The organism is Cyclobacterium sp. SOCE241 (genome assembly GCF_056867545.1).
Genome location: NZ_CP149779.1, coordinates 2,278,818 through 2,293,403, shown reverse-complemented (window position 1 = coordinate 2,293,403; position 14,586 = coordinate 2,278,818). Strand labels below are relative to the sequence as shown.

General features: G+C 39.7%; 11 protein-coding genes and 1 tRNA gene. 9 read left to right on the top strand and 3 right to left on the bottom strand.

Going from position 1 to position 14,586, the window contains the following annotated elements:
• The first annotated feature begins 178 nt into the window (after positions 1-178).
• Positions 179-2,341, top strand: a complete 2,163-nt coding sequence (locus tag WG932_RS11315; protein WP_483088009.1) for a TonB-dependent receptor — start codon at positions 179-181, stop codon at positions 2,339-2,341.
• Positions 2,342-2,571: 230 nt separating this feature from the next.
• Entirely contained in the window at positions 2,572-2,988 is a 417-nt protein-coding gene (locus WG932_RS11310; RefSeq protein WP_483088008.1) for a hypothetical protein, read from the top strand.
• Between the two features lie 608 nt (positions 2,989-3,596).
• On the opposite strand, the gene WG932_RS11305 is transcribed toward WG932_RS11310, so the two are convergent.
• On the bottom strand, positions 3,597-5,195 hold the full coding sequence (locus WG932_RS11305) for a calcineurin-like phosphoesterase C-terminal domain-containing protein (RefSeq protein ID WP_483088007.1): 1,599 nt from the start codon (positions 5,193-5,195) through the stop codon (positions 3,597-3,599).
• A 487-nt stretch (positions 5,196-5,682) separates the two neighbouring features.
• Positions 5,683-5,755, bottom strand: a tRNA-Gln gene (locus tag WG932_RS11300).
• A gap of 365 nt (positions 5,756-6,120) precedes the next feature.
• On the opposite strand from WG932_RS11300, the gene WG932_RS11295 reads away from it, so the two are divergent.
• The gene (locus tag WG932_RS11295; RefSeq protein ID WP_149393498.1) at positions 6,121-8,871 is read left to right on the top strand and encodes a TonB-dependent receptor; all 2,751 of its coding nucleotides are present in this window, start codon (positions 6,121-6,123) and stop codon (positions 8,869-8,871) included.
• Between the two features lie 59 nt (positions 8,872-8,930).
• Here WG932_RS11295 and WG932_RS11290 read toward each other — a convergent pair whose 3' ends face one another.
• A complete protein-coding gene (locus tag WG932_RS11290; protein WP_483088006.1) occupies positions 8,931-9,950 on the bottom strand; it encodes a hypothetical protein in 1,020 nt (339 codons plus the stop codon).
• A gap of 453 nt (positions 9,951-10,403) precedes the next feature.
• On the opposite strand from WG932_RS11290, the gene WG932_RS11285 reads away from it, so the two are divergent.
• From WG932_RS11285 to WG932_RS11260, 6 genes are all read left to right on the top strand, one after another.
• The gene (locus WG932_RS11285; RefSeq protein WP_483088005.1) at positions 10,404-10,973 is read left to right on the top strand and encodes a uracil-DNA glycosylase family protein; all 570 of its coding nucleotides are present in this window, start codon (positions 10,404-10,406) and stop codon (positions 10,971-10,973) included.
• A gap of 157 nt (positions 10,974-11,130) precedes the next feature.
• Positions 11,131-11,292 carry a hypothetical protein gene (locus WG932_RS11280; protein WP_483088004.1) on the top strand — a complete coding sequence of 54 codons (162 nt, stop codon included), beginning with the start codon at positions 11,131-11,133 and terminating at the stop codon, positions 11,290-11,292.
• A 35-nt stretch (positions 11,293-11,327) separates the two neighbouring features.
• Complete coding sequence (locus tag WG932_RS11275) at positions 11,328-11,786, top strand: Gfo/Idh/MocA family protein (RefSeq protein ID WP_483088003.1); 459 nt, start codon at positions 11,328-11,330, stop codon at positions 11,784-11,786.
• Positions 11,714-12,472, top strand: a complete 759-nt coding sequence (locus WG932_RS11270; RefSeq protein WP_483088002.1) for a hypothetical protein — start codon at positions 11,714-11,716, stop codon at positions 12,470-12,472. Before WG932_RS11275 ends, WG932_RS11270 begins: the two co-directional genes overlap by 73 nt.
• Positions 12,473-12,626: 154 nt before the next feature.
• Positions 12,627-13,199 carry a hypothetical protein gene (locus WG932_RS11265; RefSeq protein ID WP_483088001.1) on the top strand — a complete coding sequence of 191 codons (573 nt, stop codon included), beginning with the start codon at positions 12,627-12,629 and terminating at the stop codon, positions 13,197-13,199.
• Positions 13,196-14,389 carry a hypothetical protein gene (locus tag WG932_RS11260; RefSeq protein ID WP_483088000.1) on the top strand — a complete coding sequence of 398 codons (1,194 nt, stop codon included), beginning with the start codon at positions 13,196-13,198 and terminating at the stop codon, positions 14,387-14,389. The genes WG932_RS11265 and WG932_RS11260 overlap by 4 nt, the downstream gene beginning before the upstream one ends.
• The last annotated feature ends 197 nt before the right edge of the window (positions 14,390-14,586 follow it).

Below are 14,586 nucleotides of genomic sequence, written 5' to 3'. Positions count from 1 at the left end.
TCATCTTGTTCTTGTGGTTTTTCAAAGGACTTATACCCTTGGGGACAAAAAATTCACATGGAAGATCAATATAGAATAAAAGCTGAAGCTAAAATGAGTTAGATGGAATCCCCATCACTTATTTCCGGTTCAATTGCCTACCATTAATTTTCAATCAATCAACTATTAATTAATTACCGTGAAACACATTGTCACAGTACTGTTAATGCTTTGCCTATATGGCACTGCCATCTCACAAAATACATTTACAGCCACGATTAAGGATAAGGATTCCAAGGAAGCCTTATTTGGCGTGTCTGTCTATTTCCCAAAATTGGAGAAAGGAGCTTCCACTGATAGCATGGGAAAAGTTTCCATAGATGATATCCCAAGCGGGATTTATACTATTTTGGTAACCCGTTTAGGATATGAATCAATAGAATTACAGCAGTCCTTTCCTTTGGGGGAAGAGCTGATTTTATTAATGGAGCATGGTCACGAAGAAATGGAAGAGGTGCTAGTCACGTCCACCAGGAGTGGCAGAACCATAGAAGATGTACCTACAAGGGTGGAAGTTATTGCCGGAGAGGAGCTGGCGGAAAAAGGAAATATGAAACCGGGTGATATCCGTATGTTATTGAATGAAAGCACGGGGATTCAGACGCAGCAGACCTCAGCCACCAGTTATAATTCAAGTATCCGAATCCAAGGATTGGATGGAAAGTATACCCAATTACTTAGAGATGGCCTTCCATTGTATTCCGGTTATTCGGGAGGCTTGAGCCTGATGCAGATTGCTCCCCTTGACCTCAAACAGGTTGAAGTGATCAAAGGAGCTTCTTCTACGCTATATGGTGGAGGGGCCATTGCAGGTTTGGTCAACTTAATATCTAAAACCCCGGGAGAAGATCGGGAGTTGAACTTTATGGTAAACGGGACCTCCGCTTTAGGGTTGGACCTAAGTGGTTTCTATTCGGAAAGGTATGGTAAAATTGGAACCACCGTATTTGCCTCATATAACAAAGGAACGGCCTATGACCCGGCAGGAATAGGGCTTACTGCAATTCCGGAATTTGAGCGCTATACCATCAATCCTCGCATGTTTTGGTACCTCGATGAAGCAACTGAAATAAACCTTGGCTTTAATTTCACTACTGAAGATAGACTCGGTGGGAATATGGATTATATTGAAGGCAAATCTTCCTCGGGTTATTTTGAATCCAATGAAACGGATCGTCTGTCTACCCAGTTTGATGCGACCCATCGTTTTTCTGACCATTCCCGCATCCAGGTGAAAAACAGTATTAGTTTTTTTGACAGGTCTATAGCTATACCAAATTATGTTTTCAGCGGAGAACAGGTTTCTTCCTTTTCAGAACTAAACTATGTCACTTTTGGGGAAAAGATGGAGTGGATAGTAGGAGGGAACCTATGGACCGAAAAGTTTGATCAAAGGCAAGGTGATCCAGATAATGACCTTAGTTTTTCCAATACAACTACCGGGGTATTTGTTCAAAACACATGGAATATGGCTACACAATGGACTTTGGAAACCGGTTTGAGAGGAGATTACCAAAGTCAATACGGAGCTTATCTGCTTCCGCGCTTTTCACTGTTGTATGTGCCTAATGAAAGAATAACATTTAGGACAGGTGGTGGGCTTGGTTATAAAACACCCACCCAATTTACAGAAGATACTGAAAGGCTTCATTTCCGAAATATTCTCCCTATAGACTTTTCAGCAACCCGTGCAGAACGTTCTACAGGGATTAATTTGGATGTCAATTACAAATGGCCCGTAACAGAGGAATTGAGCTTAAGTACAAATGCGCTTTTATTTTATACGCAGATTGATGATCCGATGCTTTTGCAGGCCAATAGCAATGGTATGTATGTGTTCACTCAGCCTAACGGGTACATCAATACCCAAGGATTGGAAGCCAATATGAAGTGGACTTACCATGATTTCAAACTATTTATGGGTTATACTTTTGCAGATGTTAAGGAACACTATGACAGTCAGGAAAGCGAATACCCTTTGGTGGCCAAACATCGTTTGAACAATGTACTGATGTATGAGAAACACGGGAATTTTTGGATCGGGTTGGAAGCTTATTATTTCAGTCCCCAAAAGCTTTCAGATGGCAGTACCGGGAAATCTTATTGGATCATGGGTATTATGTCCGAAAAGAAAATTGGAAAGTATTTTTCCCTTTTCTTGAATTTTGAAAACATGTTGGATACCCGTCAGACCAGGTTTGATACGATTTACACCGGTAACATTAGCGATCCTCAGTTCAGGGATATTTATGCCCCCGTGGATGGCTTTGTAGTGAATGGAGGATTTAAGCTTAGTCTTTAATTGGTTTTTTTCTTTCAAAGTAGGCTTGTCAAAATCAACTGGCAAGCCTATTTTTTTTGGTAAGTTTGTTTATAAATTCCTCAATCCGCCCAATGATCACATGAAACCTTTTTCAATTAACAATTAATCGTAACCGTTCTCCTACACCTTCGACAGGCTCAGGCTCCGGTAATTCGATAGGTTAAGGCTCCGGTGGTTCGGCAAGCTTCAGGTACCGGAAATAGGTTCCGGTGGTTTATCTCTCCTATTACCAAATAATCGTAACCGTCTCCCTTCACTTTCGGCAAGCTCAGGCTCCGGTATTTCGACAGGCTCAGGCTCCGGTAATTCGACAAGCCCAGGTACCGGAAATAGGTTCCGGTGGTTTATCTCTCCAATTAACAATTAATCGTAATCGTTCCCCTACACCTTCGACAAGCTCAGGCACCGGTAATTCGATAGGTTCAGGCTCCGGTGGTTCGGCAAGCTTTGGTACTGGAAACTGGTTCCGGTGGTTTATCTCTCCAATTCACATTAATCGTAATCGTTTCCCTACACCTTCGACAGCCTCAGGCACCGGTAATTCAATAGGTTCAGGCTCCGGTAATTCGACAAGCTCAGGTACTGGAAACAGGTTCCGGTGGTCTATCTCTCCAGTTAACAATTAATCGTATCCGTTCCCCTACACCTTCGACAGGCTCAGGTTCCGGTGGTTCGATAGGTTAAGGCTCCGGTAATTCGACAAGCCCAAGTGCCGGAAATAGATTCCGGTGGTCTATTTCTCCAGTTAACAATTAATCGTAATCGTTTCCCTACACCTTCGACAGGCTCAGGCTCCGGTGGTTCGGCAAGCTTCAGGTACCGAAAATAGGTTCCGGTGGTCTATTTCTCCTATTACCAAATAATCGTAACCGTTTCCCTACACCTTCGACAGCCTCAGGCACCGGTAATTCGATAGGTTCAGGCTCCGGTAATTCGACAAGCTCAGGTACTGGAAACAGGTTCCGGTGGTCTATCTCTCCAGTTAACAATTAATCGTATCCGTTCCCCTACACCTTCGACAGGCTCAGGTTCCGGTGGTTCGATAGGTTAAGGCTCCGGTAATTCGACAAGCCCAAGTGCCGGAAATAGATTCCGGTGGTTTATCTCTCCGGTTAACAATTAATCGTAACCGTTTTCCTACACCTTCGACAGGCTCAGGCACCGGTAAACGATCACTACATCACTCGATCACTACATCACTACATCACCCCATCACTCCATCACCACATGGAATTCACTGATTATCCGGTACGATTTTAAATGTTTTATCTGTAGTGTAGGTTCTTCCTAACCAGTCCTTGGCTTGCACTTCTACGGTATGCTCTCCTAAGGGGAGGTCGGAAGGAATTCTGCCACTCCATATATGAGAAGAAATTAATGGAGTGGAGGGTCGGATTCCCCAGGGGAGTTCTTCTGCATGATCCCATTCATGAAGGATATCCAACAAATACTTGTCATATTCTGGTACGAGTTTCAAAGCTGTCCATTCTCCATCATCTATCCGGTATTTTACACTGTCCCTAGGTGTTCCCTGGAAAAAGTTTACGGTAATTTCACCTCTGTATTTTTTTGCCTGGGGTACAATTTTGGGCAGATGAAGACTCATTTTCAAGTCATTGTCTCCGGAAGGAACATATTCATAGCTGTAGGTATTGCCAGTTATATTTAGAAAGGCATAGCCTTTGGGTGTGCCGTCACGCATTATGCCTGAAGGGGTGCCATAGCTATCTTTGGGGCCGATATAAATGCCTCCTGAGGTGGCTCCGGGGTTATAGTGGTGATGAAAGCCTGCGTTGGGCCAGCCTTCTTCGGTGGTGAAAAAATGGTGATTTTGAGAATGGGTGTGCCCCGAAAGAGAAAGGGTGTATTGATAGCCTTTTAATAAATCGAAAAGTTTTTGTCGGTCGCCTTCCCTAAATTGGTCCGGACCTTTTTCAAACTCATAAATAGGGATATGAAAGGCCAGAACGATTAGCTTGTCTTTAGCAACATGTTTTAAATCGTTTTTTATAAATTCCAAAATATCCTCTCTAAAGCCTCCTATATAACTCCCTTGACCGAAAGGGTTGGGTGTGATCACATCATCCAATACAATAAAATGAGCATTGGCATAATTAAGTGCATAATTGGTAGGGCCAAAGCTGGCCTCATAGGTTTCATCTGAGAGTTGGTCTTCCTTATAGCTATTGGTGTCGTGGTTTCCTAGCAAATTGTACCATGGAATGCCTATTTTTCCAAGAGATTGAATATAGTTGTCAAATAAATTTCTAGCACCCAAATCACCCAGGCTTAGGCCAAAGGCAGCTCCTTTGCCCCCAATAAGCTCAGAAATTATGGCTTTCTCAAAATAACCGGCATTGGTAAGGTCATCGGCTTGAGGATCTCCAAATAAAATCACAGAGAAATTCGAGTCTTCTTCCTGCGCAATCAAAGGGAAATCTACAGATTTGGGAAGTTTGCCCGTGGGAAGAATCCTTTTTTCACCAGTATCAGGTGACCCATTGGGCTTGTGGATGTAAAAAAATTGAGGCTGATTGTTGGCGTCTACTGGCACAGCATAGCCTGCAGGTTTAATGACTGAAACGATCATGTCATCATTGGCCGGAAGGCTATAGCTTCCATCTTCCTTGCTAAGACTGACTTCTTTGCCATTCGTAACAGCTACGCCTTGGATGCCTTTTTCATTTTTGTCTTTTATTGCATTGTTATTGAGGTCTTCATAAACATAGCCTGTAACATTGTTTTGTGCAAGTACCGTGGAATAACTGAAAAGTAAGATGGTAATAGAGGCTGCGAAAATTCCTGAATGCAGCGCGTGTTTGAATGTAAACATGGTTTTAAAATAGATCTTTATAGAAGAAAGTTAATTCATTTGAAAACAACTTGCTATAAAAGGCTTACTTCCGGAGTGGGTAAATATTATAAAGAGATTTTGGGTAGCCAATTTCAGCATTTACAAAACTATTGATTTTTTTATTTTAACCACCTAGTGGAAATTGGAAATATAGGCTAACCCGGGATGGGTGAAATAAATTATTGCCATTTCCTTAATTATGAATGTTTTACAAGGAGTAAATGCTGGATTAATTATTTATTAAGTTTTCTTCTTATGGGGTTAATGGAGGTAAAGGCTTTCGAGAAGCCGGGTAATTTAATGGCCATGGATTAAAAAATATATTCCCTAAATCGGTAATGAGTGTTTTGAAGCGATTTCAGCACGTAATAGAAGGTCTACTGCATATATCGGGTAAAAAGTAAATTCTGTGAGATATATAACAAAAAAGTCCCAAGTTGAAGAAATCAACTTGGGACTTGGACTGTTGGCCGACCAGGGCTCGAACCTGGACTCTTCTGGACCAAAACCAGACGTGTTGCCAGTTACACCATCGGCCAATCATTTAACTTTAAAAGACTTGCTCTTTTTTAGTGTGACAAATGTAACAGGTCTTTTTTTTTAATGCAAATCCCATTTCGAAGAATTTTCTTTCAAAACCTTTAAATCGCTAATTCTCAGAAACAAATTTTATCTTTTTTGATGTCATAAAAGCAATTATTTTTTCTTAAGAGTAATTTTGATGCAATTTCCACCTGTGCGGTAACACCTACTAATTAAAGAAGTCAATAATTATCTAGTTAATTTGCCTTACAAACCTGTCAGATTCACCTTGGCATAATTGTCATTTGAATGTTATGGATGTATTGTCAATTTGCTATCGATTTAAAACAAGCCAATTGCTATTTCCATAATTTATTCATTCATGTCATTCAAATCCCCCTTATTAATAGTATTTCTTTTCTTCTCTATCATCTCCGGTATTTTTGCTCAGCAACAATTTACAGGAACCATTGTAGACAGTCAAACAAAGGAGCCATTATTTGGAGCATATGTTTTTATAAAAAACCAAGACGGAGAAACCCTTCAATCTTCTTACACTGATTTTGATGGGAAATTCAAAATCAACAGACCCATTATCAAAGAATTTCTTTTAGAGCTTTCATTTATTGGTTACCAGACCTTTCAACAAAAAATGACCTCACCGGAAGGGAATGATTTGGGTGTATTCGAAATTGTTAGTGACGGACAAGAATTAGAAGCATTTGAATTGTCAGCAGATGCCCTAACCGGTGAAGTAAGAGGAGATACTGTAGCATTTAATGCCAATGCCTTCAAAACCAGGCCTCAGGCAGATGCTGATGAGTTGGTTCGAAAAATGCCGGGAGTAGTAATCTCTAATGGAGTGATCGAAGTGCAAGGGGAAGAGGTGAAAGAGGTTTTGGTGGACGGAAGACCTTTTTTTGGGGATAACCCCGCCGCGGCCTTAAAAAATCTGCCTGCTCAGGTTGTGTTAAAAATTGAGTTTTTAGACCAAGGAAGTGAAGAAGCCAAATTAACAGGCTTTGATGATGGAGAGACAATTAAAACAATTAACATCATTACTAAGCCTGATATGCGCGCAGGAAGGTTTGGTAAATTTTATGGAGGCTATGGTACAGACAATAATTATATTGGCGGTGGGAATATGAACTTCTTCAATGGTGCCAAAAGGTTGTCCATTTTAGGTTTAAGTAACAATATCAACCAGCAAAATTTTGGTGGAGATGAGTTGGGAAGCCTGGAAAGCAGTAGTGGAGGTACCAGTGATGGACTAACTGTCGGTGAGTTGCCCGGGATTACAAATACCAATGCTTTAGGTGCTAATTTTTCTGACGAATACCTGGGGGAGAAATTAAAAGTATCCGGTAATTACCTTTTTAATGACAGGGACAATGTGCTGAATAGAACTTCGTCTAGGGAGTATATATTGCCTGATGATAGTCTTCAGCTATATAATGAGGATAGAAACTATCATACAAAAACCCAAAGTCACAGGTTTAGTGCCAGGATAGATTATGAAATCAATGAAAAGCACGCCTTGGTTCTTCGGCCGCGAATAGGATTGGATTATAGAAATTCCGTTAACCTTCTGGATGCTTATAATCTTTATGATGAAAATACCTATATCAATAGAATCCAAAACGAGACCTCCTCTTCTCGGGAGTCCACGAGTTTTGCCAATTCTTTAAATTACAGGTATAAATTTGACAAAGAAGGAAGAGCATTTTCTACTTTTGTCTATACTAGTAAGTACAATAGTGATAGTAATTCTGATTTGGTAGCAGTTACCACTAGTTTTCAGGACAGTAGCATAGATTCACTGATCCAATTTAAGGATAACAAATACAATAGTTTTTACTACAATGCAGGAGTTAGATTTTATGAGCCGTTAAGTGAGAAATCACGACTTCGTTTTGGGTATCGGATTTCAAATAACAACTCCGATACAAGGCAGGATGTAGAAATTCAAGAGGCAGAAACAGGACTTATCCAGGTTGATAGTACATTGACCAATAGGTTTGAGAATAGTTATATCACCCATAGAGGAGGAGCGGGTTATAGCTATAAAACAGAAAAGCTTTCTTTTTATACCAATATAAATTATGAATCTGCCAATATAGACAGTGACAGATTATTTCCGGGTTTTGAAAACACAAAGAAATCATTTTCTAATTTTCTACCTAGAGCTGTGATCAATTACGAAACGGGTGAGTTTAGTTCGATAAGAATTGATTACAATACCGATACTGATGCGCCATCCATTGGCCAACTGCAGGATGTAATCAGCAATGCCAATCCATTGCAACTTTCTTCAGGTAACCCTGAGCTAGAGCAAGAGTACAGTCACCGACTTTTTACAAGGTATAGGATTATCAACCCCGAGACCAACAGGTCGTGGATGTTTTTTCTATATGGAAACATTAGGAATAATTACATAGGTAATGAAACCTTTATCGCGTCTCAGGATACCCTTATTCAAAATGATGTAACCTTGGCACAAGGAGGTCAATTTACTAAACCGGTAAACCTTGATAATTACTATGTCTTTAGGGTTTATGGAAGCTATGGCTTTCCTCTTAAATTTATGAAAAGTAACCTGAGCATTAACTCTAGTTTTACTACTCGAAATAGACCTGGTATAATCAATGGTCAGTTGAATAACAATAAAAATACTTCTTACAGACAAGGGATTAATTTAAGTAGTAATATTAGTGAAAGTGTGGATTTCAACCTTTCCTCCCGTGGGACTTTCAATTGGGTGAGAAGTAGCTTACAGGAAAGTTTGGAGAATAATTATTATACTCACAGTACCAAAGCCGATCTATTCTGGAATTTTGTGGGAGGGGTTTTCTTAGGTACGAGCGTTAATCACCAGCTTTATACAGGTTTGGGTGATGAATTTGATAGGAGTATTCTGCTGGCAAATATGGATATTGGCTATAGAATTCCTCCTAGCAATAAAACTGAAATAAAGCTTACCGTTTTCGATTTGTTCAATCAAAATGCGAGCATAAGTAGGAATGTTACGGATGTTTATATAGAAGATGTAAGAACGCAGGTTTTAAAACAGTTTTTTATGCTTACAGTCACCTATAACCTCAGAAGGTTTGGAGGTTATGACATGGCTTTGTAAAAACAACATATAAGGTCTAACTCGGCTAAGCCTTTATAGGTGACTCAGAAATGGGTCACCTATTTTTCTATGATTTCTACTTTGTAAATTTTCACAAAGTCCTCTTCCTTATCCGTATTGAATTTAGAAAGCCACCATAGCGACCCGTTTCGTATCAAGAATTGACGGTGATCGAATTTGTCCGGAAGCGCTAAACTTTGTAATGTTTCTCCCTGATGATTCAATAGGAGCAAGGCTGGTTGGTATTTATTTTTTATTTTATTCTGGAAAATACTGTAATCTTCTCTATTCTTGATGGCTTTATAGGCTTCTCTATCTGCCGTTTCGTATCCGGAAGAAAATGAAGTGATAAGATAATCTTTGTAAACTTTTAAAGTATAGGTACGACCTGCAGATTCATCAAAGGCAAGGGCTTTTGGATCTGCTTTTGACCTGTCTGTACCTTCGCCTATTTGATAATTGGGATAGTCGATCCGTTTTCTATTCAGCAATTGGTGAGGTGAATTAATGTCGTAGAAATTAAGATATGGGTCTGTACCGGCAATAACCAAAAGCTTATCATCCAAAATGGTTAAGGAGGGGTTCATCTCGGAAATTTCATAGGCCCTCCCGGTGCTTCGGAAAGGGCTGTTTTCTTCAAGATTGATGATTCGTTCTGCAGTACCATTTTCAGGGTCAAATTTCACCAAAAGTTGAAATTGATTGTAATACTCATCTTCTGTTTTATTGTATTTTCCCCAAGCAACCAGACCTTTTTGGAACAATAACCCATTGTGCTCCATTAATTCGGTATCCGCAGCTGCACGGCCGGCCAATAATGGAGGGTTTTCTGAAAAGGCTTGGTGAGAGATTAAGTTTCCTTTAGCATCATATTCAAAAAAACCATTTTGTGACACCAGAGAAATATGGTCACTTTCTTTTATTTTGGCAGCACTGTATAAAAACCCTCCGTAGCTGTCTTTTTGGTCACCACCCTTTTCCATTTTGAGCAACTTGTTTCCTTTGAAATCTGTCATTAAAATAATGCCTCTTTGTCTGTCATGAAACAGTATTCGCTCACTCTTGGGTTGGATATCCATAAAATCAAGTAATCCTAAATAATCGATGCGAATGCTGTCTGTAATTGCAAGTGATAACTTGGTTGTTACTGCTTTTTCCTGTTACAAGAAAAAGTACAAGAGACAAAATGGTAATGGATACGAAGACGAAATTTGGAGAAAGCTTCATTGTATTTTTTTAACTAAATAAATAATTGTAATTAATAAAAACAAGAGGTTGGTTGATTTTAATTTTGGTAAAAATTAAAAAATAATAGTTTTAATGAAATGAAATTGTTTGTGGACCATCGAATATTCTACTAAATTGAAACAATTAGGTGTTTTATTTTTTAGGAGTTTAGGGTTTCGGCTTCTGTTTTTGATTTTGTTATTCACCAAGTAGCATTCGGCAAAAATGCCCCTAAGGGATGCGATAATGATTAGAGCATTTCACTTTAAATGTTTAGGTTTGTAATTTATAAATGAATCACATTTATGGAAGCACTTCTTAAAGAAATTCGCGCTTGTACCCTATGCGAGAAATATCTTCCTTTAGGCCCAAGGCCTGTTTTATCTGCCCATGCAAATAGTAAAATTTTAATAGTAGGGCAGGCCCCGGGGACCAAAGTGCATGCAAGTGGCCTACCTTGGGATGATGTAAGTGGAAAAAACTTACGAGCATGGATGGGTGTAGACAAAGATCTTTTTTATAATCCTGAAATTTTCGGAATTGTGCCGATGGGATTCTGTTATCCCGGAAGGGGTAAGGGAGGGGATCTTCCTCCAAGGCCGGAGTGTGCTCCCAAATGGCATCCTGACTTGATGGGTGAAATGCAAAAAATCCAATTGGTGTTACTGATAGGGCAGTACGCCCAAAATTATTACTTGGGAAAAGAGAAAAAGAAAAACTTAACCGAAACAGTAAGGAGTTACCAAGATTACCTTCCTAAGTTTTTTCCTTTAGTACATCCCTCACCCAGGAATAGAATATGGCAAATGAAAAATCCCTGGTTTGAAGAAAAGGTTGTACCGGCCTTACAGCAGGCTGTTCATTCCCTGTTATGAACGAAATAAAATAGATCATTCCATGCCATATTTTTTCATTGGGGTATTTGTTTTGTCTGCTTTTTATAATTGTCTAAAGTAGATTAATTGAAATATAATTTGTCTAATTTTTAAATTAGCATTATTTTGAGGTATGAAAAACCGAAGACGTGAATTTTTGAAAAAATCGACTTTAATGGCAGGAGGACTGCTATCTATTCCTAGCATTATTCCCGGATCTGCATTGGGAAAAAATGGTTTTGTAGCACCTTCTGATAGAATTAATCTGGGTTTTATCGGAGCGGGCAATCAGGCTGGAAATGATGTGAAAGACTTTTAAAAGACAATCGAGTCCAAGTTACTGCCATTTGTGATGTGAATAAGAAAAGTCCCGGTTATTGGAATGGAAAAGTAGCCGGTCGGGATTTTATTATGCAAGTAGTAGATGATTATTATTCAGAAAGAAACGGAAAGAGTTATCAGTCTTCAAGCGGTTATACGGATTTTAGAGAATTGTTAGCAAATAAAGACATAGATGCAGTGGAGGTGGTTACGCCAGATCATTGGCATGCCATACCTGTGATGATGGCTGCTGCTGCAGGGAAGCACATTTACTGTCAAAAACCATTGTCACTTACTGTGGATGAAGGTAGGGCCATGAGTGATGCTGTTAAAAAATACGGCGTAACTTTTCAAACGGGAGTCAGCAAAGATCCAGTTATCATTTCAGAAGAGTTTGTGAGCTGGCAAGAAATGGAAGGTTGGGTGACCTGCATACTGTCATTTGTGGGTTACCCGGAGGAACTCCTGATTTTGGGAAAACCGGACATTTGACAGAAACCATTCCGGTACCTAAAGACTTTGATTATGACATGTGGTTAGGACCTGCACCGGAAGCAGCCTATAGTCCTTGTAGAACTCACGTGAATTTTCGATGGAATCTGGATTATTCCGGTGGAAATGTTACGGATTGGGGTGGGCACCATCCGGACATTGCCCAGTGGGGAATGGGCACCGAACTGACAGGACCGGTAAGCATTCAAAACGCCCAAGCGGTCTGGTCTGATCATCCGATTTGGAATACAGCTACCAGATTTTATTTTGAGTGCCTTTATGAAAATGGTATAAAATTAATCATCCAGAGTGACAAAGATTTTGGGGTGACCTTCCAAGGAACTGAAGGGTCTGCTTGGGCTACAAGGGGAGACCATAAAATCTATCCTGAAGGTTTGAAAGACACAGTAATTACTTCGGAGGAAACCCAACTGTATGTGAGTGATAATCATTTTGAAAATTTTATTGATTGCATTTACTCCGGTAAGGAAACAGTGGCTCCGGCAGAGGTAGGTCATCGATCCATTACCCTTGCCCATTTGGGGAATATTGCCATGATGCTGGAGCAGGATTTGGTTTGGAATCCGAAAAAAGAGCAGTTCAAAGATAACTTTGCAGCCAATCAATTGCTTAGTAGAAAAATGAGGGAGCCATGGGGTGCTGTTTATCAAAGTTTAAAAGGCTGACTTTTTCTGCGGCTATAAAATTTTACCAAAATACCTGACGAAAGTCAGCCAATGAACTGAGCATGCTAAGCATTTTGAGGAAAGAATGAAGGTAATTTTGTAACTATTCAAAGGGTCATCAATAGGCCTAAAGAAATTAAACAAATTTATCAATATGCCTCAGATTCATAATTTCCATATCCCTGTAATGGGTTTGGGCTTTACTGTAGATACCCCTTTAAAAGTAGCACGTTTTGGCATTTCATCTGTCGTTTCAATTATGGATGATCAGTTGCTGGAGGATATGCGTTGCCATTACTTACGTGATACTCAGTTTGAACCAATTTCTGAAAAAGACCATGACTCCAGGGCAAAACGGATCAAGGCTTACCTGAATTTCTTGCAAAGAACTGTAGATCAGCAGATAGTGGAGTTAAAAAGCCAAAACTTTGGAGAGGGGCAGGAAATAGACAAATACTTTGATTTATTGCCTACTGATCATCCCTTGAGCAGTCTTTATTTAAATATGAAGCTTGCTACAGGTGATGAAAGACTTAATCTTCAACAAGTGCTTAGGGAGGCGATTGAGCCGGGTAGTATTGATGTCAATATAATGACCAAGGTGGACAAGCTCAATTATGACAAAGAGGGTAAGGTTTTACCTAGGGAGTATTCCGATGCTTTGTTGGCTTTAAAAGGTTTTGCAGAAAGTAATGTAAGAGGTGGAGTGGTTTTTCTGCTGGCATGAACCCTGCTTTATATGGTTATGCGGAGCAGTTTGAAGACTTCTTCCCTGATGAAAATGGACACATCAAAAAGCCAATTATTTTAAAAGTTTCCGATTATCGTTCAGCCCTTGTTCAGGGAAAATTCCTTGCAAAAAAGGGATTGTGGGTAGACGAATACCGGATTGAATCAGGTTTAAACTGTGGTGGACACGCCTTTGCGACTGATGGATTCCTTGCAGGACCTATCCTTGATCAATTTAAATCGAATAGGGAAAACCTTCGAAATGAGGTGTTTACAATCTGCCAAACGGCCCTTGATAAAAAGAACAGGCCATTGTTGACCTCAAGTGTTAAACCCAGAATCACCTACCAAGGAGGGATTGGTAATTCAGATGAAAACCGAATGTTGCTGGAGAAATATGAGTTGGATGGCACAGGCTGGGGGAGTCCATTTTTGCTTGTGCCTGAAGCTACCAGTGTTGATGAGGGCACTTTTGAAAAGCTGCTTAAAGCAAAAATATCTGATTTTTATTTGAGTAGAGCATCTCCTTTGGGGGTTCCATTCAACAACTTGAGGACAAGCACTGCGGAAGCACAAAGAAAGGAGAGAATTGCCAAAGGAAGACCCGGAAGCCCTTGCTATAAAAAACTGCTTTCTTCAAATGTTGAGTTTACTGACAAGCCTATCTGCACAGCCTCAAGACAATATCAAAACCTTAAAATTAAACAAAGAGACGCAGGAGAGATTTCTAATGCGGAACTAAACGAGGTGTTGGAAAAGGATTGCTTGTGTGAAGGATTGGGTGCTCCGGCTTTGTTGAGTGTAGGCGAAACACCTCGTAGAAATCTCAATGCGGTAACAATTTGCCCGGGACCGAATTTGGCCTATTTTAAAGGTATATTCAGCTTGAAAGAAATGGTGGATCATATTTACGGAAAGGTAAGTTTAAGTTTAGACCCGGAACGACCTCACGTGTTTGTTAAAGAACTGCAACTCTATATAAAGCACCTCAAGGCTGATATAGAAAATGCCTTGCCTGAAAATGGAAAGAAAGTAGAGGTTTATATAAATAAATTCAAGAAGAATTTATCTGAAGGCATTGCCTATTACCAAGAATTTAAAGACAGTTGGTCTAAGGAAAATTCCTTGGTCTTGGAAAGAGTAAAGGCCCAATTGGCTGAAATGAAACTAAATTTACAGCTTGCCTGAGTTTTTCGATTCGAAATTTTTTGCACTACAGCCCCTTTTAGGTTTGAAAAAATTTAAAAGGGGCATTTTTTAGTAGGATTTGTGAAGCCCTAATCAGTAAGTTTTTGAAGTTAACTAAACTTTAGTGTTTTGTTAAAAAAAGTGATCTACCAAAATCACTATCTACTTTTCCCGGGTAGTTGTCTGCAGCTTTTAGT